This window comes from Ruegeria sp. CDSC021 (genome assembly GCF_059610845.1).
Genome location: NZ_JBXWOK010000008.1, coordinates 1 through 24,988, shown reverse-complemented (window position 1 = coordinate 24,988; position 24,988 = coordinate 1). Strand labels below are relative to the sequence as shown.

The following is a 24,988-nucleotide window of genomic DNA, read 5'->3' as shown; positions in this document are numbered from 1 at the left end:
GTATCGCTGTTCTGGCCCCGGCGATTTCTCTGCGCTAGGCTGTGAGAAATCACAATAAGAGCAGTTTTCAACCATGATTGATCGACGGTTATTTTCCCTTGGGCTGGGCTCCGGCTTGTTGGTTGCCTGTACGGACAGCGTGCCTTCTCCTTCGGCGCCGGCCGCGCGCATGCAACCGGTTCGGAACGCGGGCTGGGACGCCTGGGTGGCGGGCTTCAAAAGCCGCGCGGCCGCACAGGGGATTTCGCAAAGCACAATTAACCGCGCCTTCCAGGGCGCCGGATATCTGCCCGGAGTGATCGAGCGGGACCGAAATCAGGTCGAGTTCAAGAGGTCGCTTGAAGACTACCTGGCGATTGCAACCTCGGATGAACGGATCGCGACCGGCAAGCAAATGCTGGTGCGTCATGCGGGAACGCTGTCTCAGATCGAGGCGCAGTACGGCGTGGACAAAGAAGTTGTCGTGGCGATTTGGGGGCTGGAAAGCCGCTATGGTGCGCGGCGTGGGGATGTGCCTGTTGTATCGGCCCTGTCGACGCTGGCCTATGACGGTCGGCGCGGGCAGTTCTTTGAGAGCCAACTGATGGCAGCGATGAAGATTCTACAGAACGGCGACACGACGCCTGCCAACATGACAGGCAGTTGGGCCGGTGCCATGGGGCACACGCAGTTCATTCCGACCTCTTATCTGGCCTATGCGGTGGATTTCACCGGCGATGGACGGCGCGATATCTGGTCCGACGATCCAACGGATTCGCTGGCATCAACGGCGGCTTATCTGGCGCGTTCCGGTTGGGTGCGTGGGCAGCCCTGGGGCGGTGAGGCCGGGACGGTATCCGGTACGCCGGTTGCTGTGCTGCAACCCCAGGTGCCAGGGCCCCGCATTGCCGTGTTCCGCAATTTTCAGGTGATCAAACGGTATAATAACTCGGACAGCTATGCGATCGGGGTAGGGCATCTATCAGACCGAATTGCCGGAGGGGCGCCGTTCCAGGCCTCGTTCGGCCCGGATGAGACTGGGCTGACACTTGAGAACCGCAAAGAGTTGCAGCGCCGTTTGACATCCGCGGGCTACGATACGCAAGGGGCGGATGGTGTCATCGGGAATAACACGACATCCGCGATTTCTGCGTACCAGCGGGCCAATGGGCTGCCCGCGACCGGAGAGCCCTCAGTTGCGCTGCTGAGGCAGTTGGGGGGCTGAGGGTTACGCAGCCAGCCCTTTTGAGCCGATGTCGAGGAATTTTTGACGACGATCTCTGATCAGGGCGGCAGAATCCTTGCCGTCCAGATCCTTGAGCATCGCCGTAATCGCATCCCGCACGGAGTCCACGGTCGCGGCGCGATCACGATGTGCGCCGCCTTTGGGTTCCGAAATGATCCGGTCGCAAACGCCCAGCTTGTGCAGGTCTTGCGCGGTCAGCCGCAACGCTTCGGCTGCTTCGCGCATTTTCTCTGAATCTTTCCAAAGGATCGAGGCGCAGCCTTCGGGTGAAATGACCGAATAGACCGAATGTTCCAGCATCGCGACACGGTTCGCCGTTGCAAAAGCCACCGCACCGCCTGATCCACCTTCGCCGATGATGACCGAGACCAACGGGACGCCGATCTTCAGGCACATTTCGGTCGAGCGGGCAATCGCCTCGGACTGGCCGCGCTCTTCGGCGCCTTTGCCGGGATAGGCGCCAGCCGTGTCGATCAAGGTGATAACCGGCAGTCCAAAGCGTCCTGCCATCTCCATCAGTCGGACAGCCTTGCGATACCCTTCGGGGCGAGCCATGCCGAAATTGCGTTCGATGCGCGATTTGGTGTCGCTGCCCTTTTCGTGGCCGATCACCATAACAGGTTGATCGTTGAACCGCGCCAGACCGCCGATCACGGCCAGGTCGTCAGCAAAATTCCGATCGCCTGCCAGAGGTGTGAATTCGGTGAACAGATCTTCCACGTAGTCTTTGCAATGGGGACGTCCAGGGTGACGAGCGACCTGACATTTTCTCCATGGCGTCAGATCGGCATAGAGTTCGTCCAACAGCTTTTCAGCCTTGGCATCCAGAGCAGCGGCCTCTGCGGCTACATCCATCTCTTCATTGGTGCGCGCCAGCGCACGCAGTTCCTCGGCCTTTCCTTCGATCTCGGCCAAAGGTTTTTCGAATTCCAGATACTGGGTCATGACGCCTCTCAACGCGGAAGTTCCCTGCTATATGGCCTGACGTTGCCCCGGATGCAACTCAGCAAGATTCAAAGGGTTGGTAGGGGTGCCCGTATTCACCCTCAAAAGGGCCTTGATGACCGGCCATTGCTAGCCTGCGAACGTTCTCAAACGGGCCAAAGCACAGGGTAGAGCGACGCGACCAGCAGCCCCGCCATCACCCAGTTGAACAGCATCAGTCGGTGTGGGTTCGTGAGAATCCGCGCCATCTGCTGCCCGAGTACCGTCCATGTGCTGACCGAGGGCAAATTGATTGCGCCGAAAACAATCGCGACAATGACGATGGCGTTCAGGGAGCGATCGGGGGTGTATACGGTTGTTGCTGTCAGGGCCATGGCCCAGGCTTTTGGATTGACCCATTGGAATGCTGCGGCCTGTAAAAACGTCATCGGTGTCCCCGCAGGTGCGCCCGCTTCGGCTGGGGACGAATGCGCAATTTTCCATGCCAGATACAGCAGGTATGCGACTGAAGCCGCTTTCAATACGGTATAGCTGATCGGATAGGCATCAAACACCTGTACCAGCCCCGTTCCGACCAGAAGGACCATGACTGTAAAGCCCAACCCGATTCCGAACATATGTGGGATTGTGCGTCGAAACCCGAAATTCGCGCCCGAGGCCATCAGCATCAGGTTATTGGGTCCCGGCGTGATCGACGAGACGAAGGCAAAGGTGACGAGGGCAAAAAGCAATTCAGGATTCATATCGCAGATAATTGATGGAATCCGCCCAAATGAAATTGCGTTTGCGCTGGTTATTGCGGTAATTCTGCAATTAATGATCAAGTTGGATGGAATAAATAGCCATATATTGCGTGAGCTGACACGTGATGGGCGGATAAGCAACCTTGAATTGGCCGATCGGGTCGGGCTGTCAGCCTCGGCCTGTTTGCGCCGTGTTCAGGAATTAGAGCGCGCGGGCGTGATCTCGGGCTATCGTGCTGTATTGAACCCACCTGCGCTGGGCATCGGCTTTGTCGCCTATATTGGCGTGGGGCTGGGCGAACATACAAAGGCCGCTCAGGAAGGGTTCGAGCGTGCATTGCAGCGCGCGCCTGAGGTGGTGGAGTGCCATAACATCACCGGCACGATCGAATACCTGTTGCGCGTGGAATGTGCCGATCTGTCGTCTTACAAAACTTTTCACACCGAAGTTCTGGGGACTTTGCCCCATGTCACGTCGATCACGTCCTATGTCGTCATGGGCTCGCCCAAGGATATGCGGGCCTGACATTGGAAAGATGATTCTGTACCGGCTTGCCGGAGTTGGATTCACGTTTTACTGTCTTGCCAAAGATTTGACCAAAAATGGGGACAACCCCAACCGGTCGTATTCAGGGAGAAGACGATGAAACTTGTTCGGACCGGAGCACTGGTCGCAACTTTGGTGATGATTTCGGGTGCATCTTTTGCAGCTCCGTTAAAGCTGCAACCTGCCAACCCACAGCCCAGCCCCAAGGCGGGATTGAATGTGAATTACTTTGGCACTGGCAATCAACACAAGAAGATCCGAGATCTGAGCCATGCAAAAAGCATGCTGTCTAAAGCGCAGCCCGGACAACCGTTGCGGGGCTTGGATTACAGGGACACCAGTAAGGGTCAGGACGTCATGACGTTTGACGGCGCTTACAATGTCGCCGCCGAAATTACGGGGTACATGCGGTTCGACTCTGCTGGAATCTACGAGTTGGAAACGTGGTCAAATGACGGGATAGAGGCATTCGTCGGAGGCCAGAACATTGGACAAGTCTCGGGCATTCAGGGCTGCGAGGCCAATCAGCGGACCGAAGTCGATGTGCCCAAAGCCGGGTGGTACGCGCTCAAGATCATCTATTTCCAGAAGCTCGGAACATCCTGTCTGATGATGAAATCTGGTAAAAAGGGCGAAAGGTTCACCTGGACCCCCAATGATGTCTTCGGACGGTAAGAAAAAGGCGCCCGATGAGGCGCCTTTCTACTTTTAGCTATTGGCAGCGATCAATTCGGCCTGGGCCACGACCACCTCGGCCTGTTTGATCGAGGCGATATCGACCAGACGCCCTTTGTAGACAGTCGCACCTTCGCCATTGGCCTTGGCTTGCTCCATGGCGGCCAAGATTTCGCGGGCCTCTGACACCGCCTCGTCCGAGGGGGTGAAGACCTGGTTGGCCAGCGCGATCTGTTTGGGGTGGATTGCCCATTTGCCGACCATGCCCAAAGTGGCAGAACGTTTGGCCTGCGCGATATAGCCTTCGTCATCGCTGAAATCGCCGAACGGTCCATCCACCGGCAGCACGCCATGGGTGCGGCAGGCGGCAACGATAGCGGCCTGCGCCCAGTGCCACGGGTCGGACCAGTGTTTTTCACCTTCGCGCAGCATGTAATAATTTTCCTGCGTGCCGCCGATGCCAGTTGTCTGCATGCCCATCGAGGCCGCAAAGTCGGCGGCCCCAAGGCTCATGGCTTGAATCCGGGGGGACGAGGCAGCGATTTCTTCGACATGGGCGAGGCCAGCTGCGGATTCGATGATGACCTCAAAGCTGATCGGTTTGGTACGGCCTTTTGCGCGTTCGATGGCGGTGACCAACGCGTCCACCGCATAGACATCCGCCGCACAACCGACCTTGGGGATCATGATCTGGTCCAGTCGATCTCCGGCCTGCTCCATCACATCCACGACATCGCGGTACCAGTAAGGCGTATCCAGTCCGTTGATTCGTACGGACATGTATTTGGTACCCCAATCAAGGGTGCTCAGCGCCTCGATGACATTGGCACGCGCTGTATCCTTGTCAGATGGTGCAACCGAATCCTCAAGATCAAGATTGATCACATCCGCCGCAGAGGCCGCCATCTTGGGGAACAGCTTGGTGTTCGACCCGGGGCCAAACAACTGACAACGGTTGGGGCGCGCGGGGGCGGCGGGTTGAATGCGAAAGCTCATCTGGACCTCGTGCAGGAAAGGAAATTGCGATTTTGTTGTCTTATGAGGTATTAAATTGCGCAGGTCTCCGCAAGCATGTTTGTGCATCTGCGGCAATGCAGTCGCAGCATTCGCCGCAATGCGCCGTGTCTCTGGTGATTAAAGTTTAATCGCTTTAAAAACTTGAAAGAATTTTGCGCAAGCTGCGATATTTGCGCGAAATTTTCCTGCGGGATCCAGCGATGCTGGGCGAAATCGAGAAACACTCGCCTTGCCCGTCCCATAGCCTGCGCCAGAATCAAAGGAGTGCACCGCAATGATCGAGACACCGTATCTGTTGTTTTTGGGCGATGCGCCCGACCAGCTGGCGGCCAAGGTTGCCGTTGGAATCAAGGACTGGCGTCCGGAAAACGCCGTGGGTCAATACCGGATGGAGGGCTGTAAAGCCGATCTGGGCCTGACCGACATGTCCCTGGCTAAGGCCAAAGAGGCCGGGGCCAAGACTTTGGTCATTGGCGTGGCCAATCGTGGCGGTGTGATCAGTCAGGAATGGAAAAAGGTGCTGGTCATGGCATTGGAGGAAGGTTTCGACCTGGCCTCGGGCCTGCACAACCTTTTGTGTGATGAACCCGATCTAGTCGCAGTCGCCGAAGCAACAGGCCGCAAGCTGCATGATGTGCGGGTTCCGTCGGTCGACTACCCAATCGCCAACGGCATCAAACGTAAAGGTAAGCGCTGTCTTGCCGTGGGCACCGATTGTTCGGTTGGCAAGATGTACACCGCGATGGCTATGGATGCCGAGATGCGCAAGCGTGGCATGAAGTCGACCTTCCGAGCTACTGGCCAGACTGGCATTCTGATCACCGGTGACGGTGTACCGCTGGACGCGGTGATCGCAGATTTCATGGCGGGATCGGTCGAATGGCTGACACCCGACAATGATGACGACCACTGGGATTTGATCGAAGGGCAAGGGTCACTGTTTCATGTGTCATATTCCGGTGTGACAATGGCGTTGATCCATGGCGGTCAACCGGACGCGTTGATCCTGTCCCATGAACCCACCCGCGAGCATATGCGCGGTCTGCCGACCTATAGTTTGCCATCTTTGCAGGCTCTGCGGGACACGGCGCTGGCGCTGGCCAAGGTTGCCAATCCTGAGTGTCAGGTCATCGGTGTTTCGGTCAACACGCAGCATATGAGCGAAGCAGACGCATCCGCCTATCTGGCACAGGTCGAAGCCGACATGGGGCTGCCCGCGACGGACCCGTTCCGTTTTGGTGCAGGCAAGCTGGTCGACGCGCTGGCAGCAGTATAAAGCGGTCTGGTCCCGCCGGCCCGGATCTAAATTGGAAAATCCGGGCGGCTCAGCCAGGAAAAGGTATGTTATGCAAATTGACGTCTCTCGCGATGTATTCAGGCTGGCTCAGGTCTTTACAATTTCACGTGGGTCACGGACCGAGGCCAAGGTTCTGACTGTACGCATTTCTGACGGCCAGTATCAGGGCTGGGGCGAATGTGTGCCCTATGCGCGTTATGGTGAAACACTGGATTCGGTCGAGGCTGAAATTGCCGGATTGCCCGACAGTTTCGACCGAGTGCAACTGATGGACCTATTGCCTGCGGGCGCTGCACGGAATGCCGTAGATTGTGCGCTGTGGGATCTTGAGGCCAAGCGTGCCGGTAAACGCGTCTGGAATCTGGCTGGGCTGCCTCAGCCGGGCCCCGAAATCACGGCCTATACATTGTCATTGGACACCGCCGAGGCGATGCAGGCGCAGGCGGCTGCGAATGCACATCGCCCGCTTTTAAAGATCAAACTGGGCACGCCGGATGACATGCCCCGACTTGAAGCCGTTCGCGCAGGCGCACCGGATGCGACAATCATCGTGGACGCAAATGAAGGTTGGTCCGCCGCCGTTTACACCGATCTTGCGCCACATCTTGTACGCCTGGGTGTGGCCTTGGTCGAGCAACCTCTGCCCGCCGGTGACGATGACGCGCTGATCGGGATGGAGCGCCCGGTTCCCGTATGCGCCGACGAATCCTGCCATGATCGTGCCAGCCTGCCCAAACTGAAGGGCAAATATGATGTGATCAACATCAAGCTCGACAAGACCGGAGGTCTGACCGAAGCGCTGGAGCTGCGCAAAGCGGCGATTGCTGAAGGCTATGACATCATGGTCGGCTGTATGGTCGGCAGCTCTTTGGCGATGGCCCCTGCGACATTGCTGGCGCAGGGTGCGATGGTAACGGACCTTGACGGACCACTTCTGTTGGCCGAAGACCGCGACAACCCGCTGACTTTTGATGATGCCGGAGTGTACCCGCCATTGGCGGCGCTCTGGGGCTAAGGAGATTGACATGACCCGCACCGTTTATGTGAATGGCGACTACCTGCCCGAAACCGAAGCCACAGTGTCGATCTTTGATCGTGGCTTCCTGATGGCCGATGCCGTGTATGAGGTGACCAGCGTTCTGGACGGCAAGCTGATCGACTTCGAAGGCCACGCGGTCCGCCTCAAGCGCTCGCTGGACGAATTACAGATGGCTGAACCCTGCGCGAAGGACGAGCTGCTGGAGATCCACCGCAAGCTGGTTGAGTTGAACGGCATTGAAGAGGGGCTGGTCTATCTTCAGGTCACGCGCGGCAGCGACGGCGACCGGGATTTTGCATTTCCTGCGGCTGATACCAAACCCACACTGGTTTTGTTCACCCAAAACAAGCCGGGTCTGGCAGACAGCCCTGCTGCCCGGAAAGGTGCCAAGGTCATCTCGATCGAGGATATCCGTTGGGGCCGGCGCGACATCAAGACGACACAGCTGCTCTATCCCTCGCTGGGCAAGATGATGGCCAAGGCCGCGGGCTGTGATGATGCCTGGATGGTCGAAGGCGGCTATGTGACCGAGGGCACCAGCAACAACGCGTATTTTGTCAAAGGCAACAAGATTGTCACCCGGCCCTTGTCGAGCGACATCCTGCACGGCATCACCCGCAAGGCCGTTCTGCGAATGGCAGCCGAAGCGCAGATGGTTGTCGAAGAACGCCTGTTCACTATCGACGAGGCCAAGGAGGCTGATGAGGCGTTCACCACCTCTGCCAGTGCTTTTGTCATGCCTGTGGTTGAAATTGACGGCACAGCGCTGGGCGACGGCACGCCGGGACCCATAGCCAAACGTCTGCGCGAGATTTATCTGGACGAAAGCCGCAAGGCAGCACTCTAAAGAAATCCCATGCTGGGCGTTTGTGTGGCATGGGGTGGTCGCAACGAATTTGACAACATTTGGTGCCGCGTGCAGATCTTGGTCGGGATGAACGGCGCAAAGAAGGTGCGGCACCAAAATCTCAGAGCGCGCACTGAACACGATAGTTGGTGATCCTGCATCCTGACAGGCCGCTTTGAGAATAGGCATACTCAGCCTGACAAAGGGTATTGGTATGGCCGAAACCAGGCGGCATATTACGCGCTGAGTTGCGGTTTTCAGGAGCCAACTTCACACATGATGATGGCGAAGCCCCTACGTGTTGCTGGTGTAGCTAGGGGGCAGAGGGCCGGAGATGCCCCGTCACACGACCAATGGGCCTCAATGGCCGCTATTGGTGCCGATGAAAATGTTGGTCTATCATGTCCTCCTGTGGTCCATTTCAAATGAGTTAACTTATGGCCGATCCATACTCTGACCTAGGCGCACAAGACACCGCCCTTCAAGAGCGGATCGCAACAGCAATGGAAGTGCGCTGTTTAGAGCCTGCGCAGATTGCAATTCGCAAAGCCTACATGGAAAACCTGAGTCTCCCCAAAGGTGCACGGGCGCTGGAGCTTGGTTCAGGAACAGGACACGTTACCCGAGATTTGTTGGAGCTTGCAGGAGCCGCAACGGCCCATGGAATTGAACCCTCGCCCGTCATGGTCGCTCGGGCCCAGAAGAGCTTTGGGGATGATGATCGACTTAGCTTCGATATCGGGGATGCCAAAAACACAGGTTTTGAAAGCGAGACCTTTGACCTTGTGTTAATGCACACGTTGTTGTGCCACGTCCCTGGACCTGAAGACGTTGTCCAAGAGGCCTTCCGCCTTTTGAAGCCCGGAGGTGTACTGGCAATTTGTGATGGCGACTACAGTACCGCAACTGCGCAGATCGCGGACTTTGATCCGCTCGATCAACTCATCAAATTCATGATCAATCAAAATGTCACTAATCTTTGGATAATGCGTCAGATTTCAGGCATCCTGGTCGATGCCGGATTTCAACTTGGGGCCCGGAAAGGTCATGGATATGTGGCAGAAGGGGAAGCGACCTATTTTCTCACCGTAATTGAACGCGGAGCGGACCGCATGGTGGAAGAGGGTCTGTTATTTTCCGAAACTGCAGAGGCTTTGAAATCAGAAGCGAAACGCAGAGTATCTGCCAAGATGTTTTTTGGTTTTATGTCCTATGTGAGCCAAATCGCAAATAAACCCAAGATCGTTTGACCGTTCTCAGTAATCGGGCAGACAGACATTGCACAGCATCCGGCCTTCTTGGTTCAAAGCGGACCCTACCAGTTACCAGTAACAAAAAAGGCCGCCCCAAACGGAACGGCCCTTTATTCACTGTCTCTTTACAGAGGATCAGGCGGTCAGAGCAGCCTGAGCCTGGGCGACGATCGCGCCGAACGCTTCCGGTTCGTGCACGGCCAGATCGGCCAGAACTTTACGGTCCACTTCAATACCGGCCAGGTTCAGGCCGTTGATGAAGCGGGAATATGTCAGGGCTTCGTCATGCGAACGTACAGCAGCGTTGATCCGCTGGATCCAGAGCGCGCGGAAGTTACGCTTGCGGTTCTTACGGTCGCGGGTTGCATATTGGTTGGCCTTGTCTACGGCCTGACGGGCAACCTTGAAGGTGCTTTTGCGGCGGCCATAGTAACCTTTGGCGGCCTTGATAACCTTCTTGTGACGGGCGTGAGTTACGGTTCCACCTTTAACGCGGGACATGTCTTAATCTCCTCTTATCGATCGTAGGGCATATAGCCCTTGACGATTTTGGCGTCGGGGGCGGACAGGGTGGTGTTGCCACGAGCATCGCGGATGAATTTCTTGGTCCGCTTGATCATGCCGTGACGTTTGCCGGCCTGGCCAGCAAGGACCTTACCGGTCGCAGTCACCTTAAAGCGCTTTTTGGCGCTCGACTTTGTCTTCATCTTAGGCATTTCCGTCTCCTTTCGGGGTTCGGTTCGAAACGCGACTCGGCATGCCATCTCGGCCGGTCACGCGATCAGAAGCGCCGTTTACGCAAGTTCGACCATACTGGCAAGGGGGTTTTGGCTGAATCTGCAATTTTAGCAGCCCAGTCAGGCACCGGGGCGACGCAGGCCGCCCCGGTGGTCTATTTAGTGACCGTATTTGCGGATCTCACCGCTTTTCAGTCTTTCACTATACGATGCCAGTTCCTGACGAACGATCTTCATCAGGAAGTAGAGCGCAAAGACGTTCACAACCGCCATCGCAAAGATCGCCGCATCCGAGAAGTCGATAACCGGGCCGAGGTTGGCCGCAGCACCGATCACCACGAAGACGCAGAAGATGATCTTGAACACCAGCTCTTTGGTGTGCCCCTCACCGAACAGATAGGTCCAGGCCTTCAGGCCATAGTAGGACCAGCTGATCATAGTCGAGAAAGCAAACAGGATCACCGCAATCGCCAGAACATAGGGGAACCAGCTGAACGCGCTGCCAAAGGCGGCAGAGGTCAGGCTGACGCCCGAGTTGCCGTCAACGGTCGCAATAGCGCTTCCTGCTTCGTTCAACATATAGTTGCCGGTCTCGGGGTCGATGATCAGCTGCTGTGTGATGATGATCACCAGCGCGGTCATGGTACAGATCACGACCGTATCGATGAACGGCTCAAGCAGCGAAACAAAGCCTTCTGTGATCGGCTCCTTTGTGCGCACCGCCGAGTGGGCAATCGCAGCAGACCCAACGCCGGCCTCGTTCGAGAACGCGGCCCGTTTGAAGCCCTGGATTAGAGCACCGACCATTCCGCCGGCCACACCAAGACCGGTAAACGCACCGGCAAAGATCTGACCAAAGGCCCAACCGATCATATCCGCATTCATGACGATGATGACCAGAGCCGCCGCGACATACATCACGCCCATAAAGGGCACAACTTTTTCAGTCACTCGCGCGATGGATTTAAGTCCACCGACGATCACCATGAACACGACAACCGCAAAGACCACACCGGTGATCCAACCCGGGTAATTCCCGACGATGCCTGCAATCTGCTGATGCGCCTGATTGGCCTGAAACATGTTGCCCCCGCCCAGCGCTCCAAGAATACAGAAGATCGAGAACACAACCGCCAGGATCTTACCTCCGGGCAGGCCAAGCTCGTCAAAACCCTTGGACATATAGTACATCGGGCCGCCCGAGACGCTGCCGTCTTCGTATTCGTTGCGATACTTTACGCCAAGTGTACATTCGGTGAATTTTGACGCCATGCCCAGAAGACCAGCCAGGATCATCCAGAAGGTCGCCCCGGGGCCACCAATGCCAACAGCAACGGCAACGCCTGCGATATTGCCAAGCCCGACCGTGCCCGACAGGGCAGTGGCCAATGCCTGAAAGTGGCTAACCTCACCAGCATCGTTGGGATCGGAATAGTCGCCTTTGACCAGACTTATCGCGTGGCCGAAAAAGCGCATCTGCACAAAAGCAAAGTATAGAGTAAAGACCGACGCCGCGATAACCAACCACATCACGATCCAGGGAAATCCTGTCCCGGGAATTGGTGCGAATATGAAGCTAACGAATGGCCCAGTGATATCAGCAAAAGCCTGATTGATCTTTTCGTCCAACCCGGGCGCCTCTTGCGCGGCGACGGGGCTGGCCATCAGGGTGGCGGCTGCCAATCCCAGTTGAGATAGTGTTTTCATTCCTGTGCCTCCCTCAATTCACGACCGTGACCGGTACATCGGCATGCATTACAAGGTTTTGCGTTGAGCTGCCGAAGATACGCTTTTTGAGGCCATCCGCGGACGAGCGTCCAACGACAATCTGTACGGCCTTGCTGTCTACCGTGATGGCATTCAGCGTTTCAGCCACATCTCCGTGGCGCACCACTCCGGTCGCGGCGAAACCCGCGGCCTTCAGGGCGTCGACGGCGGGTGCCACCACCCGTGTCGTTGCTAGTTCAATCTCCTCCTCACGCCGCATGTGCCGCTTTGCGTTTTCTTCAGGTGTCTGAAAAGTGTAGGGCGACCATTCAATGACATATGCAACCAGAAGCTCGCATGAACCAATTCTTTCAGCCAAATCTTTGGCGAAGGCGATGGCACGTTCTCCGGATTCTGTCCCGTCCAGTCCTATGACAATTTTTGTTGTCATCTCGTTCCTCCATTTATTGTTCATTTGACCGGGGCCCGTGCCCCCGGCAGGGCAGCCGGAACTTGGAGCATTTATTGTAGACTGCCCTCAAGTCAGTATCAGGAAAAATCACTAGGAAATGGTATTATTTTTGGTCTATTCTCAGTAAATTATCCCATTATGCGCCAAAATTACAGGGAATTTACCTAATGGACAGAGAATTGGACAAGATCGATCAACGCATCCTGCAGGAATTGGAAGCCAATGGCCGCCTGCCAATCGTCGAGCTTGCCATGCGGGTAAACCTGACCAACACCCCGTGCTCAGAGCGTGTAAAACGACTGGAAAGAACCGGCTATATCACCGGATACAGCGCCGTTCTGGACAAGGAGCGGTTGGGTCTCGGGCATATGACGGTTGTGCAGGTTTCCCTGGCTGCAACGTCTGAGAACTCATTGGATAAATTCAACGATGCCGTGCGCGATGTCACCGAAATCGAAAGCTGCCTGATGGTGGCGGGGTCGTTTGATTATCTGTTAACCGTTCGCACACGCGACATCGCCCATTTCCGCCAGACCCTGGGGGAAAAGATCAATAAGCTTCCGGGCATTCACCAGACCAGTTCCTTTACCGTGATGGAAATCGTCAAGGAACCGGTCGGGCAGAATGTCATACCCGCCTGATCAGCCAGGATCCGTGTTATAGATCAGCCTTTCGTCGCAAGGCGCGATCCGCAGGATATTGGTCGTGCCGGGCACGTTGAACGGAACACCAGCGGTGACAACGATCTGATCCGTGTCAGTTGCAAATCCACCAGAACGAGCAGCACGGGCGGCGCTCACGACCGCCCCTTTGAAACGCTCTAGCTCGGGCGTCATTACGCAATGGCAGCCCCAGCTCAGGCATAACCGACGGGCTGTTCCCTTTGCTGGGGTCATTGCAATGATCGGAACTCCGGGGCGTTCGCGCGCGGTCAACAGCGCAGTTGTGCCGCTTTGAGTGAAACAACAGATGGCCTTGATATCCGTTTTCTCGGCAATTTCGCGGGCGGCGGCGACGATGCCGTCGGCCACGGTAGTCCCCTTCGCCGTGCGCGATGCTGCGATAATCTGATCATAAGTGGGGTCGGCTTCGACCTCGATGGCGACCTTGTTCATGGTCTGCACGGCCTCGATCGGATATGAGCCAGCGGCAGATTCCGCACTCAGCATGATGGCATCCGTGCCTTCGTAGATTGCGGTTGCCACATCTGAAACCTCGGCGCGTGTGGGCATCGGGCTTTCGATCATGCTTTCCAGCATCTGTGTGGCCACAATCACCGGCTTGGCGGCGCTACGGCACCGGCGGACCAGACGTTTCTGGATCGGGGGCACCGCGGAAACCGGTAGCTCCACGCCCAGATCTCCGCGCGCAACCATAATGCCGTCAGAGGCATCGAGGATGTCGTCAAACGCTTCAACCGCAGCAGGCTTTTCAATCTTGGACAGGATCGAGGCGCGCCCATCGGCCAGTGCCCGAGCCTCAAAAACATCCTTGGCCCGCTGAACGAAACTCAGCGCCAACCAATCCACACCCAGCTGGCAGACGAATTCCAGATCACCACGATCCTTGGCGGACAACGCGGCCAAGGGCAGCACGACATCCGGCACGTTCACGCCCTTTCGGTTCGAAATTGTCCCGCCGACCTCGACGGTACAATTCGCATGATCCTGGCCGCAATCCTGTACGATCAGGCGAATTTTGCCATCATTGACCAACAGGCGCGCACCGGGTTCCAGCGCAGCAAAAATCTCGGGATGGGGCAGGCATACGCGGCCTGCGTCGCCCGGGGCCGGATCCAGATCCAACCGAAACACGGCACCCTCGATCAGCTCTTCCGCATCATTGGCAAATACGCCGACACGCAGCTTTGGCCCCTGCAGATCTGCAAGAATGGCGATAGGGCTGTCCAGATCCTTTTCGACCTGACGGATGATCCGGTGCCGCTCACGGATTTCGTCATGGCTGCCATGGCTCATGTTCAGGCGAAATACGTCGGCTCCGGCTTCGTGCAATGCGCGAATGGTGTCATAGTCATTGGACGCCGGCCCCAGCGTCGCCACGATTTTCACATTTCTCAGGCGTCGCATTGACCTTGTTCTCCTCAAATCATGTCCTGAATTTGCGTGAATGTTACCGCAAACATCGACTCTGCCCGCTTATTGCGCAATTCCCTTTCCGAAGCAACTGTCCTAAACCTGCCGGAAACAACATGACAGGCTTATGACGTATTCTCCGTTTTTTATCCATGGCGCGGATCGCCCTTCCCGCTGGCTGATCACATGTGACCACGCGACCAATACTGTTCCACCGGGAATCAATGGTGGAGATCTTGGCCTGCCGCGTGAGGATATGGAGCGCCACATCGCCTATGACGTGGGCGCCTATGAAGTATCGAAACATCTGGGTGAAATTCTGAACGCGCCTGTGATCGCGGCGAATTTCTCGCGCCTTGTGATCGATCCGAACCGAGGCGAGGACGACCCGACTCTTGTGATGAAACTGTATGATGGGTCAATCATTCCCGGCAACCGTAACGCCGATGCGGATGAGCGCGAGCGGCGTCTGAACATGTGTTACCGCCCTTACCATAGGGCATTGGCTGAGCTGGCCGCACTGTCCCATGCGGTGATCGTGTCGATGCATTCCTTCACCCGGCAGTTGCGTGGACGCGAACCGCGTCCCTGGCATGTCGGTGTGCTGCACACTCCGGATGAGCGTTTTTCGCGCCCACTGATCCACCGGTTGCAGGCTGAAAAGGACCTATGTGTTGGCGTCAATGAACCCTATACTGGCGTTCTGCCGGGCGATGCGATCGACAAGCATTGCACTGCCTTTGGCCGCCCTAATGCGTTAATCGAACTGCGCAATGACCTGATCGCCGACCACGCGGGGCAGCGCGCATGGGCCGAACGTCTGGGAATTGTCCTGGAAGACGCCCTTTCGCAAAGCGAATTGTGACTTTTGGTGGCTGAGAGCCTGCGCACCATTGAGCGACCACGCCCGAAACCCCATATATCAGGCGAAAGGAGGCGATCATGACGCAAGAGCTTTTGACATCTGTTTTCGGCTGGATGGCGGTGATCAACCTTGCTGTGTTACTATTTTCGACCCTGATGGTCGTGCTGATGCAGGATTGGGCGGCTGGCATCCATAGTCGGATGTTCCAAATGGACCGCGCGGATGTGAAACGTGCGTATTTCAGGTATCTGGCCAATTACAAAATTCTGGTGCTTATCTTTTCCATCGTGCCCTGGCTGGCGTTGAAACTGGCCTAGCGCACTGAGGTGTTGCTGATGATTGAAACGGCCCGCTTTGGTTGTTAGGTCATCTTGAACATATTGGGCAAGCATCCGGAACGAGAACATGGACCAGAAAACTGAAACCGAACTTCAGGCCGCCGCATTCCGCAGGTTGCAGCAGCACCTGATGGAAGACAGGACCGATGTTCAGAACATCGACATGATGAACCTGGCCGGATTTTGCCGCAACTGCCTGTCGCGCTGGTATCAGGAAGCGGCCAATGAACAGGGCATTGAGATGGACAAGGACGAAGCCCGCCAGATCTTTTACGGGATGACCATGAGCGAATGGAAAGCGAAGTATCAGACCGAAGCCAGTCCTGAAAAGCAGGCGGCTTTTGAAGTCTCATTCGAAGAAAATGTCGGCAAAAAGAGCTGAACGTGAAAATAGAAAGGCCCACCATTTCGGCGGGCCTTTTCTCAGTGAGGCGGCTGTCAACAAAGGTTTCACGGCGTCCGCTACATTCGCTTCTTACGGTTGTTCCGATCCGAAAGCGACTGGCGCGGCGAATTGCGCAAATGCCCAGCTTTACCTCAGCGCTCCTAAGATTTTGCCTTTAAGGCCTGCGCCCGACATTTACGCTTTCTCCGAATTAAGGGATGGTTCTTCTGCTGACTTTCAGTGCAAGAAAGGATGTCTTTGCTCTTACTGACGGGTATGAAACGTGTTGAAACTGATCAAGAATGCGCGGCTCTATACGCCTGAGCCTGTTGGTTTAGGCCATATTCTCACCGCGGGTGAACGCATTATTTACCTCGGTAGCACTCAACCCGAACTGCCGGATCCGCTTCAGGCTGAAGTCGTTGACGTCGAAGGTGCATCGGTTGTTCCGGGTTTGATCGACGGACATGCGCATATCACGGGTGGTGGCGGTGAAACCGGGCCAGCCAGCCGGGTGCCGCCGATGGTCCTGTCCTCGTTCACCCGTGCCGGGGTCACCTCGGTTGTCGGGGTATTGGGTACGGACGATCTGACCCGCAACACGCAGACGTTGGTGCAGCAGGCCTATGGGCTGCGGGAGGAGGGGCTTTCGGCTTGGTGTCACACTGGTGGCTATCACGTCCCTCTGACCACCCTGACCGGTTCCGCCCGGGGTGATATAGTATTCCTTGATCCGGTTATCGGCGTCGGCGAACTGGCGATCAGTGATCACCGGTCAAGCCAACCGACACTGGACGAGTTTCTGCGGATCGCAAGTGAGGCGCATGTCGCGGGCCTGATGACCGGCAAGGCAGGGATCGTGCATTGCCATATGGGCGACGGCGACAGGGGCCTGTCGATGTTGGAACAGGCTATCGCGACCTGCGAAATCCCCGCACGCGTCTTCAATCCAACTCATGTCAATCGCAACAAACCCCTCTTTGAACAGGCTGTCGCGTTGGCGCGGCACGGATGTTACATCGACGCGACCGCATTCCCCTGCGAGCATATCGAGCCGGGCATATCAGCCGCCGAGGCCTATATCCAATTTCGCGATCTGGGTGGTCGTGCGGACCGTTTCACCATCAGCTCTGATGGGGGTGGCTGCCTGCCGGCCTTTGACCGTGAGGGCAATCTGACACGGTTTGGTGTGGGGTTGTCCGACACTCTACCAGAAACGCTGCGCGAGCTGACCGACAAAGGAATGCCCCTGTCAGATGCGCTGGCCCCGCTAACGTCAAATGTCGCCGATCTGCTCAAGCTGCACCGAAAAGGCCGTTTGAACGTAGGTATGGACGCCGATCTGGTGGTTCTTGACGAAAACACCGCTGTGCGGCATGTGATGGCCCGGGGGGAATGGCATGTCCGCGATGGCCAGATAGCCCGGCGCGGCATGTATGAACAGATTTGAACGTCCGCGCGGTCCCCGGTGGCTGCCCGCTATAGCTCCGGAAGGTAGTTAAGATATGTGCCCTGCACCCATTGATGCAGAGACCCCGCGCGGGTTCATCATCCCGATCGGCGGTGGCGAAGACCGCGTCAAGGAAATGCAGATTCACCGCAAATTCGTGGAGCTGTCCGGCGGCGGCGATGCCGATATTGTCGTGATCCCGACAGCCTCGATGCTGGAAGAAACAGGGCCGGATTATAACCGCATTTTCTCTGAGCTTGGAGCGGGTCAGGTTGAGTTCCTGCCCATCTCGCGTCGCGCCGATTGCGACAATCCCGACTATGCCGAGATGTTGGACCGCGCCACCGGGATATTCATGACCGGCGGGAACCAGCTGCGCTTGTCGGCGATTCTGGGTGGCACGCTTGTTGCTCAGAAAATCCGGCGCCGGAATGCGGCGGGGATACCGATTGCGGGAACCTCAGCCGGGGCGTCGGTCATGTCCGAGCATATGGTTGCAGGCGGCAGCAGCAATTCCGCCCCAGCCGAAGGCAATATCACTCTGGCCCCGGGCATGGGTTTGACCAATGCAGTCATCATTGACCAGCATTTCACGCAGCGTAACCGCCTGGGGCGCCTGTTAACCGCCTCATCTTTCAACCCTTTCCTGATCGGGTTGGGCGTTGACGAAGACACGGCGGCCTTCATTGGGCCCGATAACGTCCTTGAGGTAGTGGGCAGCGGAACGGTCACTGTGGTGGATGCCAGCCATCTGACGCATTCATCGATGTGGGATGCCCGCCGCGGAGAGGCGTTGAGCCTTCTGGGACTTCGGCTTGACGTTCTGGGCGAAGGGTGCCGTTATGATCTGACGGCTCGCCAGGCGTTTCCGCCGGATGAGCATATGGCGTTCTGTACATTGCCGGACCTGTCCGGGGACGAGGGCGCCGGCGGGGGAAAATAAAAACTAACCAACAGGGTGCCTCATGAAAATAATTTCGACCAACGTCTTTGTCGGCCCGAATGTTTGGGCAAGTTTTCCGGTTATTCGCCACGTTATCGATCTGGGTATTCTGGAAGAATGGCCTTCGGCAAAAATTGGTTCGGAATTTATCGACGCTCTGGTCGCGGCACTGCCCGGTTTGGCAGAACATGGCTGTTCCTATCGCGAACCCGGCGGGTTCATCCGCCGCCTGCGCGAAGATGAGGGCACATGGCTGGGTCATGTGCTGGAACATTGCGCTATCGAGGTTCAAAACGTAGCCGGTACGGATGTGACTTTTGGCCGAACGCGCGGCACTGGCGAACCCGGCCAGTACAACATGGTCTATGAATACCGCCAGCGCGATGTCGGACTGGATGCGGGCAAGCTGGCGATGCGTCTGCTAATGCATCTGTTGCCACACTCCCTCAAGGACCAGGTGGATTACGATTTTGATCCGGATTTCAACTGGGATGATGAGTTACGCAGCTTTGTGCTGCGGGCGCAACGCAAAGAATTTGGCCCCTCGACCGGCTCGTTGGTCAAGGCGGCACAAGAGCGGGACATTCCGTGGATCAGGCTGAACTCTGGCTCGCTGGTGCAGTTCGGACACGGGAAGTATCAGAAACGCATCCAGGCTACCATCACTTCTGAGACCAAACATATCTCGGTCGAGATTTCCTGCGACAAGGAAGATACCCACAATCTGCTGAACGATCTGGGCTTGCCGGTACCACAGCAGCGCATGGTCTATTCGGCACGCGAGGCGGCAAAAGCAGCGGGGCGTATCGGGTTTCCTGTTGTCGTCAAGCCGCTTGACGCCAATCATGGGCGTGGTGTTTCGATCAATCTGAATTCAGAGTCCGAGGTCGAGGCCGGTTTTGCCGAAGCCAAGGAACATTCTCGCAGCAGGGCCATTCTGGTGGAAAGCTTCATCACCGGTTTTGACCACCGAATGCTGGTTGTGAACAACAAACTGGTTGCGGTGGCCAAGCGTGTCCCCGGACATGTCGTTGGCGACGGCACACACACGATTGCCGAACTGGTTGACATCGTGAACCAGGATCCGCGCCGTGGCATCGGACACGAGAAAGTGCTGACAATGCTGGAAATCGACAATCAGGCCAAACGCCTGATGGAGAATGCGGGCGTGACCGAAGAAACCGTGCTGTCGGAAGGCGAGATTTTCTATCTTCGTTCAACGGCAAATCTGTCGACGGGGGGGACAGCGATTGATCTGACGGATGTGGTGCATCCTGACAATCGTGACATGGCCGAACGCGCCATAATGGCGGTTGGATTGGATGTGGGAGGTGTGGATTTTCTGATCGACGACATCACCAAATCCTACAAGGATATCGGCGGTGCTATCGTCGAGGTGAACGCCGCCCCGGGCTTTCGGATGCACGTGGCGCCGTCCGAAGGTCAGCCCCGCGACGTGGCGGGCAGGGTGATCGACATGCTGTTCCCCGCCAATGAGGAAACCCGCATCCCGATTGCGGCGATCACAGGCACCAACGGCAAGACGACGACCTCGCGGATGCTGGGGCATATTATGAAAACCAGCAGCAAGACCGTTGGCATGACCTCGACCGATGGCGTCTATGTGGACGGTAAACTAAGCGTTAAGGGCGATATGACGGGACCGAAATCCGCACAGATCGTCCTGCGTGATCCGGCGGTCGATTTTGCGGTGATGGAAACCGCACGCGGCGGGCTTGTGCGGTCCGGTCTGGGCTATCAGCGGTCGAACGTGGCGGCGTGTCTGAATGTCTCGGCCGATCATTTGGGTCTCGGCGGCATAAACACGGTCGAGGAGCTGGCCGTTGTCAAGCGCGTGGTGGTTGAAAGCGCTGTGGATACTGCAGTGCTGAATGCCGATGACATCAACTGTCTGAAAATGGCCGACTACGCTCAAGCGGATCAGATTTTCTATGTCACGACCAATCCAGCGCACAGTCTGGTCAAGGAACATATCAAGGCCGGCGGCAAGGCTATCGTGCTTGAAAAAGGCATGAATGGTGACATGCTGACCATCTATGACAACGGGCTTCATATCCCGGTTCTGTGGTCGCATCTGATCCCGGCGACGTTGGAAGGCAAGGCAATTTTCAACGTCCAGAATGCGATGTTCGCCGCCGCGATGGCCTATAGTTTCGGCGTGGACCTAGATAATATCCGCCATGGGCTGCGCACCTTCGACACCAGCTATTTTCAGGCACCTGGACGGATGAATGTCTATGACGAACATCCCTTCAAGGTGATCCTCGATTATGGCCATAACCCCGCCGCGCTGAAAGCGATGGCGGCGCTGGCCGATCAGTTAGAGATCAAGGGCCGCAGGCTGTGCGTTGTAGCGATGCCTGGCGACCGGCGCGACGAAGATATCGTCGATGGGGCCGCCGCCCTGGCCGGACATTTTGATCATTTCATCTGCAAGGCAGATGACCGCCGTCGCGGACGCGGGCATGACGAGGTGCCGCAGATGATGCGTCAAGCCCTGATCGACAACGGAGTGGATGCCGCAGCCATCACGGTCATCCCCGACGAGGTCGAAGCGGTCAGTGCCGCGTTGGAACAGGCCGGACAGGGCGATCTGTTGGTGATCTTTGGTGATGACACAACGCGCTGCTGGAAACAGATCATCTATTTCAATTCTGATGGCGAAGAACCCGAGGTCGCACCTGTGGCAGCCCCCGCCGAAACCTCGTTCGAAGATATGTTCGAAGGCGACCAGAACCTGATCCGGGATGAGCGTGGCGTGCGTCTGGCCCGTGAAATCAGCGAAGACGCGGATTGAGCGGAGGCACCGGAATGGACCGGATCGAAGAGCTTGAGACCGCGCTGACAATAGAAAGCGCGACCGTTGACCATATTCAGGTGGATGACGCCCGGCGTCTGACCGGGCCGGGCCTGCTATGGAACCGACCCGGCGCTGTGATGGATGTTTTCTTCACTGATATCGACGCGACGCAGATCACCGACTTGTGGGAGAAGCATGCGCGCCGGGTTCTGGACGCACTGGGCTGGCAGGGGCAGGGTCTGATCCACCGTACCTTTACGGGCGGCGTCAATCTGGCGATCTCGGCACCGATGGATCAGCTCTATTCCGGGATATTCGCAGCGCAAACCGCCTGGCATTTCTGTGCTGCAGAACTGCTGGCATCCGAGCCCGGAGATTTCGATCAGATGGTTGCGGATGTCAAAGGCGTCATGGAAATGGAAGCCAATCCTGCGCTGATCGCCTTGATCGCAGCGGCTGAGGCGCATGGCGTGGATATCCTTTGCGATGATGACGAGGTGTCGATCGGGCATGGCACAGGCAGTCAGACTTGGCCTGTTGATGGGCTGCCCACCCCGGGTGAGGTGGACTGGTCTGCGCTGCATGATATCCCGGTCGCGTTCATCACTGGAACCAACGGCAAGACCACTACGACCCGGCTGCTTGAGGCTATCGCGCGCGCTTCGGGCAAGGTCGCCGGGCTAACCTCGACCGAGTTTGTCCGCGTGGGCGATGATATACTGGACCGTGGCGATTACTCGGGCCCCGGCGGCGGGCGGATGTTGCTGCGCGATAAAAGGCTGGAGGTTGCCTGTCTTGAAGTCGCCCGTGGGGGCATCCTGCGCCGGGGTCTGCCGACCCGCGCCGCCACGGCGGCGGCTGTCACCAATGTGGCCAACGACCATCTGGGCCAATACGGGGTCAACACGGTGCCGGAACTGGCCCAGGCCAAATTCGCCGTACATCGAACATTGGCCGAAGGGGGCGTGCTGGTTCTGAATGCCGATGATGACTTTGTCCGTGCCGAGGCGGAGAGTACCTCGGCGAATATCTGGTGGTTTTCGCTGGACGCGCAGAACGACCTGATCCGCCAGGCGCGCGATGCAGACAGGTGCTGCGCCTATGTGCGGCAGGGTGATATCGTGTTTTTCGACGGTGCGGCGGAACAGGTGGTGATTGCAGTTTCCGATGTTCCCCTGACCATGGGCGGCGCTGCGAAATACAATATCCTGAACGCGCTAGCGGCCTTGTGCCTGGCTTTGGCGCTGGACTTGCCCGTTCAGGCGGCTCGGGATGGATTGGCCGGGTTCAAACCAGACGCCAAGGATAATCCAGGCCGTTGCAACGAGTTCCGATACAACGGGGCACGGGTCTTTGTGGATTTTGCACATAACCCGCATTCGATTTCCGCCGTTTGCGATGCGCTGTCGAGCTTGCCAGCAAAACGGCGTTTCATCATGCTCAGCCATGCGGGGGACAGATCGGATCAGGATATCCGGGACGTAACCGCGACAGCGCTGAATTTCCAACCTAACGTGGTCGTCGCAACCGAGCTGGAAGGATATCTAAGAGGCCGCGATTCGGGGGAAATTTCTGATCTGATCGAAAAGACAGCGTTGGAACATGGGTATGGTGCAGAACAAATACTCAGAGCCGCTTCGCCCACACAAGCCGCATCAATGATACTTGAAAAGCTACAACCGGATGATATCGCTTTGTTGCTGGTTCTGTCCGATCGTGACGCTGTTCTCGCTATGCTCGACGGGTAAGAACAGAGGCGCGTGTCGGGATCACAGAGAGGGCGTGTTAGGAAATGAGTTTTTGGGCGGTCGGCAGTCCACATCCGACGCCCTCACCCAGTGTCAATACGGCCCTGTCGGACCTTCGTCCCTATCGTATATCCGCCTCATCCTCGGATTTTTTGTTTTGCGCATTGCATCATACCGTCCCGCAATTCGAGGCCGAGTAAGCTGGTGCGACGCCGTTCAAAGGGCATTGAGCCTCTGAGCCTCTGAGCATTGGCCGTCGGGGCAGGTATGATACCTGCCCTCAACTTGCTCGTGGCTGCTGAAACGGGCTCTAGCTGCCGGCAGAGACGCGCGACGAACCCTGCGGGATCACCTCGTATCCAGGCTCTTCTGGTTCGTCATCCGCCATTTCCGCAGGGAAGCCGGGGGCAAGGATGGAAAGACCGGTGGCGTCCTCTAACCGGCGGATAATGTTGGGCGATAGCTCGCGATCGCCATAGCGTGCAATGCCGTCGTCAAAAATCTGGCAAATCAAGGGTGAGACTTCCAGCGGCACATTGTTTCGTTCGGCAATACTCTGGAACAGGCCCACATCTTTTTTCACCAGATCCATGGTGAATGAGATATCGCGCGAACCGTTCAGGATTACCTGGCTTTCGGTAACATGGGAAAAGCTGTTACCGGACGAAATTTTGATCGCCTCGTAGGCTGTGTTCAGGTCCATACCTGCAGCCTTCGCCGTCACCAACGCTTCGGCATTGGCGACCAGATGGACGGTGGCCAGATAATTGGTAAGTACCTTGAGCATCGAGGCGCTGCCAAGTTCACCGGTATGCAGGATACGGCGTCCCATTGTCTTCAGCAACGGCAGAACTCGCTCGAACGTTGAGCGGTCACAGCCCGCAAAGATCGAGATATTACCAGTGTCGGCGCGGTGGCAACCGCCAGATACCGGGCAATCGACTGCGGCACCACCGGCGGCGATGACGATACCGCCAAGGCGTTCGGCTTCGGCTTGGTCAGTGGTAGACATCTCCAGCCAGATCTTGCCTTCTTTCACCTCTGGCAGCATCTCCTGCATGACAGCGTCCGATGCGGTAGGCGAGGGTAGGCAGGTGATGACGACATCGCAATCACGCATCAATGCTGCGGCATTTTCCGCCAACTTGGCACCCTTGTCCGCCGCCGCTGCCATCAGGTCGCGGTTTAGATCAAGAACCGTCAGGTCGATTCCGTTCCGCAACAGGCTGCCTGAAAGCTTTCCGCCGACATTACCAAGTCCAATGAACCCTACTTTCATCTTCTATTCCTTCCGAGTGTACGAAAAATCCAAACAAACAGATCCGCTAGGTGAGCGGTCGATAAGCGATTCCCGAGAACAAGGTGCCACCGACCCCTTTGTCTGATAAACGACGTTGGAACCTGCAATAACGCCAGGGCCGGCCGCGTTTGCCACGAAGTCGAAGCCAAGCGCCGGATTGGCCACGAATGTGGCAATCCTGACTTTCGTCGATGAGACGTCTGGTTTGATCAAGTCCAGATTTCCTGTTCGGATTTGAGACAATTCAAAAACTTGTATCGCGACCTGAGCTGCAAGTGAAAATGATAAAACAGGCTATCTACCACAAAAACTATTTGTCGCTAGATTAGATCAAACCCAATACCCATAGTTGGTTATGCAGCTTCGAGGCAGCGGCCCGGCATTTGAACGTTTCGCATATCGATGTCGACCTGTTCAAAGCTTGGCTGCGTGGACAGTTAGCCACGGCTTAGGTTCTGGACCTGTTAATTTGGTTGCCGTCATCCCGCCTGCGTGATTCATACCCGTGAGTTTCAGGGGTATGACATGAGCAATCTATTCT

General features: G+C 56.9%; 24 protein-coding genes. 15 read left to right on the top strand and 9 right to left on the bottom strand.

Annotated features, from left to right (window positions below; genetic code table 11):
- Window positions 1-73 precede the first annotated feature (73 nt).
- Window positions 74-1,204 (top strand): lytic murein transglycosylase, encoded by a 1,131-nt coding sequence (locus AC2FGB_RS13135; RefSeq protein WP_496693975.1) that lies wholly within the window; start codon window positions 74-76, stop codon window positions 1,202-1,204.
- Window positions 1,205-1,207: 3 nt separating this feature from the next.
- Here AC2FGB_RS13135 and AC2FGB_RS13130 read toward each other — a convergent pair whose 3' ends face one another.
- Complete coding sequence (locus AC2FGB_RS13130) at window positions 1,208-2,170, bottom strand: acetyl-CoA carboxylase carboxyltransferase subunit alpha (RefSeq protein WP_496693974.1); 963 nt, start codon at window positions 2,168-2,170, stop codon at window positions 1,208-1,210.
- Window positions 2,171-2,316: 146 nt separating this feature from the next.
- Window positions 2,317-2,913, bottom strand: a complete 597-nt coding sequence (locus AC2FGB_RS13125) for a LysE family translocator (RefSeq protein WP_496693973.1) — start codon at window positions 2,911-2,913, stop codon at window positions 2,317-2,319.
- A gap of 73 nt (window positions 2,914-2,986) precedes the next feature.
- Between AC2FGB_RS13125 and AC2FGB_RS13120 the strand changes: the two genes are divergently transcribed.
- Both AC2FGB_RS13120 and AC2FGB_RS13115 read left to right on the top strand, forming a co-directional pair.
- The gene (locus tag AC2FGB_RS13120; RefSeq protein ID WP_496693972.1) at window positions 2,987-3,439 is read left to right on the top strand and encodes an Lrp/AsnC family transcriptional regulator; all 453 of its coding nucleotides are present in this window, start codon (window positions 2,987-2,989) and stop codon (window positions 3,437-3,439) included.
- A 117-nt stretch (window positions 3,440-3,556) separates the two neighbouring features.
- Complete coding sequence (locus tag AC2FGB_RS13115) at window positions 3,557-4,135, top strand: PA14 domain-containing protein (RefSeq protein ID WP_496693971.1); 579 nt, start codon at window positions 3,557-3,559, stop codon at window positions 4,133-4,135.
- A 33-nt stretch (window positions 4,136-4,168) separates the two neighbouring features.
- On the opposite strand, the gene AC2FGB_RS13110 is transcribed toward AC2FGB_RS13115, so the two are convergent.
- Window positions 4,169-5,131, bottom strand: coding sequence for an L-malyl-CoA/beta-methylmalyl-CoA lyase (locus AC2FGB_RS13110; RefSeq protein WP_496693970.1), 963 nt, complete (start codon window positions 5,129-5,131; stop codon window positions 4,169-4,171).
- A gap of 295 nt (window positions 5,132-5,426) precedes the next feature.
- Between AC2FGB_RS13110 and dgcN the strand changes: the two genes are divergently transcribed.
- The 4 genes from dgcN to AC2FGB_RS13090 all read left to right on the top strand — a co-directional run bounded on the left by dgcN (window position 5,427) and on the right by AC2FGB_RS13090 (window position 9,585).
- A complete protein-coding gene (gene dgcN / locus AC2FGB_RS13105; protein ID WP_271950080.1) occupies window positions 5,427-6,428 on the top strand; it encodes an N-acetyltransferase DgcN in 1,002 nt (333 codons plus the stop codon).
- 70 nt (window positions 6,429-6,498) lie between these two features.
- The gene (dgcA, locus tag AC2FGB_RS13100; protein WP_496689979.1) at window positions 6,499-7,464 is read left to right on the top strand and encodes an N-acetyl-D-Glu racemase DgcA; all 966 of its coding nucleotides are present in this window, start codon (window positions 6,499-6,501) and stop codon (window positions 7,462-7,464) included.
- 10 nt (window positions 7,465-7,474) lie between these two features.
- The gene (locus tag AC2FGB_RS13095) at window positions 7,475-8,335 is read left to right on the top strand and encodes a D-amino-acid transaminase (RefSeq protein WP_142637899.1); all 861 of its coding nucleotides are present in this window, start codon (window positions 7,475-7,477) and stop codon (window positions 8,333-8,335) included.
- Window positions 8,336-8,772: 437 nt separating this feature from the next.
- Window positions 8,773-9,585: a methyltransferase domain-containing protein gene (locus AC2FGB_RS13090; RefSeq protein ID WP_496693969.1), complete on the top strand. Its 813-nt coding sequence runs from the start codon at window positions 8,773-8,775 to the stop codon at window positions 9,583-9,585.
- 138 nt (window positions 9,586-9,723) lie between these two features.
- Here the strand turns inward: AC2FGB_RS13090 and rplT are convergent, their stop codons facing one another.
- The 4 genes from rplT to AC2FGB_RS13070 form a co-directional block, all read right to left on the bottom strand.
- The gene (gene rplT, locus AC2FGB_RS13085) at window positions 9,724-10,089 is read right to left on the bottom strand and encodes a 50S ribosomal protein L20 (RefSeq protein WP_142637903.1); all 366 of its coding nucleotides are present in this window, start codon (window positions 10,087-10,089) and stop codon (window positions 9,724-9,726) included.
- Between the two features lie 14 nt (window positions 10,090-10,103).
- Window positions 10,104-10,304, bottom strand: a complete 201-nt coding sequence (gene rpmI / locus AC2FGB_RS13080; RefSeq protein WP_010443552.1) for a 50S ribosomal protein L35 — start codon at window positions 10,302-10,304, stop codon at window positions 10,104-10,106.
- A gap of 180 nt (window positions 10,305-10,484) precedes the next feature.
- Complete coding sequence (locus AC2FGB_RS13075; protein WP_271950089.1) at window positions 10,485-12,032, bottom strand: alanine/glycine:cation symporter family protein; 1,548 nt, start codon at window positions 12,030-12,032, stop codon at window positions 10,485-10,487.
- 13 nt (window positions 12,033-12,045) lie between these two features.
- Window positions 12,046-12,483: a universal stress protein gene (locus AC2FGB_RS13070; protein WP_142637907.1), complete on the bottom strand. Its 438-nt coding sequence runs from the start codon at window positions 12,481-12,483 to the stop codon at window positions 12,046-12,048.
- 188 nt (window positions 12,484-12,671) lie between these two features.
- Between AC2FGB_RS13070 and AC2FGB_RS13065 the strand changes: the two genes are divergently transcribed.
- Window positions 12,672-13,145: an Lrp/AsnC family transcriptional regulator gene (locus AC2FGB_RS13065; RefSeq protein ID WP_271950091.1), complete on the top strand. Its 474-nt coding sequence runs from the start codon at window positions 12,672-12,674 to the stop codon at window positions 13,143-13,145.
- Here the strand turns inward: AC2FGB_RS13065 and pyk are convergent, their stop codons facing one another.
- Window positions 13,146-14,591, bottom strand: coding sequence for a pyruvate kinase (gene pyk, locus AC2FGB_RS13060; protein ID WP_142637911.1), 1,446 nt, complete (start codon window positions 14,589-14,591; stop codon window positions 13,146-13,148).
- Window positions 14,592-14,724: 133 nt separating this feature from the next.
- Between pyk and AC2FGB_RS13055 the strand changes: the two genes are divergently transcribed.
- From AC2FGB_RS13055 to AC2FGB_RS13025, 7 genes are all read left to right on the top strand, one after another.
- Window positions 14,725-15,462, top strand: coding sequence for an N-formylglutamate amidohydrolase (locus AC2FGB_RS13055; protein ID WP_496693968.1), 738 nt, complete (start codon window positions 14,725-14,727; stop codon window positions 15,460-15,462).
- 77 nt (window positions 15,463-15,539) lie between these two features.
- A complete protein-coding gene (locus AC2FGB_RS13050; protein ID WP_142637915.1) occupies window positions 15,540-15,779 on the top strand; it encodes a DUF6868 family protein in 240 nt (79 codons plus the stop codon).
- Window positions 15,780-15,867: 88 nt separating this feature from the next.
- On the top strand, window positions 15,868-16,182 hold the full coding sequence (locus tag AC2FGB_RS13045) for a DUF1244 domain-containing protein (RefSeq protein WP_142637917.1): 315 nt from the start codon (window positions 15,868-15,870) through the stop codon (window positions 16,180-16,182).
- A gap of 286 nt (window positions 16,183-16,468) precedes the next feature.
- Window positions 16,469-17,635, top strand: a complete 1,167-nt coding sequence (gene iadA / locus AC2FGB_RS13040) for a beta-aspartyl-peptidase (RefSeq protein ID WP_496693967.1) — start codon at window positions 16,469-16,471, stop codon at window positions 17,633-17,635.
- A gap of 55 nt (window positions 17,636-17,690) precedes the next feature.
- Window positions 17,691-18,578 (top strand): cyanophycinase, encoded by an 888-nt coding sequence (locus tag AC2FGB_RS13035; protein WP_142637921.1) that lies wholly within the window; start codon window positions 17,691-17,693, stop codon window positions 18,576-18,578.
- Between the two features lie 22 nt (window positions 18,579-18,600).
- On the top strand, window positions 18,601-21,396 hold the full coding sequence (gene cphA, locus AC2FGB_RS13030) for a cyanophycin synthetase (RefSeq protein WP_496693966.1): 2,796 nt from the start codon (window positions 18,601-18,603) through the stop codon (window positions 21,394-21,396).
- 14 nt (window positions 21,397-21,410) lie between these two features.
- Window positions 21,411-23,147, top strand: a complete 1,737-nt coding sequence (locus AC2FGB_RS13025; RefSeq protein WP_496693965.1) for a Mur ligase family protein — start codon at window positions 21,411-21,413, stop codon at window positions 23,145-23,147.
- 310 nt (window positions 23,148-23,457) lie between these two features.
- On the opposite strand, the gene AC2FGB_RS13020 is transcribed toward AC2FGB_RS13025, so the two are convergent.
- Entirely contained in the window at window positions 23,458-24,426 is a 969-nt protein-coding gene (locus AC2FGB_RS13020) for an NAD(P)-dependent oxidoreductase (RefSeq protein WP_496693964.1), read from the bottom strand.
- Window positions 24,427-24,988 lie beyond the last annotated feature (562 nt).

Bases quoted from the DNA above. Each gene is read 5' to 3' on its own strand.
- AC2FGB_RS13135 (WP_496693975.1), top strand. From the start codon at position 74: ATGATTGATCGACGGTTATTTTCCCTTGGGCTGGGCTCCGGCTTGTTG.
- AC2FGB_RS13130 (WP_496693974.1), bottom strand. From the start codon at position 2,170: ATGACCCAGTATCTGGAATTCGAAAAACCTTTGGCCGAGATCGAAGGA.
- AC2FGB_RS13125 (WP_496693973.1), bottom strand. From the start codon at position 2,913: ATGAATCCTGAATTGCTTTTTGCCCTCGTCACCTTTGCCTTCGTCTCG.
- AC2FGB_RS13120 (WP_496693972.1), top strand. From the start codon at position 2,987: ATGATCAAGTTGGATGGAATAAATAGCCATATATTGCGTGAGCTGACA.
- AC2FGB_RS13115 (WP_496693971.1), top strand. From the start codon at position 3,557: ATGAAACTTGTTCGGACCGGAGCACTGGTCGCAACTTTGGTGATGATT.
- AC2FGB_RS13110 (WP_496693970.1), bottom strand. From the start codon at position 5,131: ATGAGCTTTCGCATTCAACCCGCCGCCCCCGCGCGCCCCAACCGTTGT.
- dgcN (WP_271950080.1), top strand. From the start codon at position 5,427: ATGATCGAGACACCGTATCTGTTGTTTTTGGGCGATGCGCCCGACCAG.
- dgcA (WP_496689979.1), top strand. From the start codon at position 6,499: ATGCAAATTGACGTCTCTCGCGATGTATTCAGGCTGGCTCAGGTCTTT.
- AC2FGB_RS13095 (WP_142637899.1), top strand. From the start codon at position 7,475: ATGACCCGCACCGTTTATGTGAATGGCGACTACCTGCCCGAAACCGAA.
- AC2FGB_RS13090 (WP_496693969.1), top strand. From the start codon at position 8,773: ATGGCCGATCCATACTCTGACCTAGGCGCACAAGACACCGCCCTTCAA.
- rplT (WP_142637903.1), bottom strand. From the start codon at position 10,089: ATGTCCCGCGTTAAAGGTGGAACCGTAACTCACGCCCGTCACAAGAAG.
- rpmI (WP_010443552.1), bottom strand. From the start codon at position 10,304: ATGCCTAAGATGAAGACAAAGTCGAGCGCCAAAAAGCGCTTTAAGGTG.
- AC2FGB_RS13075 (WP_271950089.1), bottom strand. From the start codon at position 12,032: ATGAAAACACTATCTCAACTGGGATTGGCAGCCGCCACCCTGATGGCC.
- AC2FGB_RS13070 (WP_142637907.1), bottom strand. From the start codon at position 12,483: ATGACAACAAAAATTGTCATAGGACTGGACGGGACAGAATCCGGAGAA.
- AC2FGB_RS13065 (WP_271950091.1), top strand. From the start codon at position 12,672: ATGGACAGAGAATTGGACAAGATCGATCAACGCATCCTGCAGGAATTG.
- pyk (WP_142637911.1), bottom strand. From the start codon at position 14,591: ATGCGACGCCTGAGAAATGTGAAAATCGTGGCGACGCTGGGGCCGGCG.
- AC2FGB_RS13055 (WP_496693968.1), top strand. From the start codon at position 14,725: ATGACGTATTCTCCGTTTTTTATCCATGGCGCGGATCGCCCTTCCCGC.
- AC2FGB_RS13050 (WP_142637915.1), top strand. From the start codon at position 15,540: ATGACGCAAGAGCTTTTGACATCTGTTTTCGGCTGGATGGCGGTGATC.
- AC2FGB_RS13045 (WP_142637917.1), top strand. From the start codon at position 15,868: ATGGACCAGAAAACTGAAACCGAACTTCAGGCCGCCGCATTCCGCAGG.
- AC2FGB_RS13035 (WP_142637921.1), top strand. From the start codon at position 17,691: ATGTGCCCTGCACCCATTGATGCAGAGACCCCGCGCGGGTTCATCATC.
- cphA (WP_496693966.1), top strand. From the start codon at position 18,601: ATGAAAATAATTTCGACCAACGTCTTTGTCGGCCCGAATGTTTGGGCA.
- AC2FGB_RS13025 (WP_496693965.1), top strand. From the start codon at position 21,411: ATGGACCGGATCGAAGAGCTTGAGACCGCGCTGACAATAGAAAGCGCG.
- AC2FGB_RS13020 (WP_496693964.1), bottom strand. From the start codon at position 24,426: ATGAAAGTAGGGTTCATTGGACTTGGTAATGTCGGCGGAAAGCTTTCA.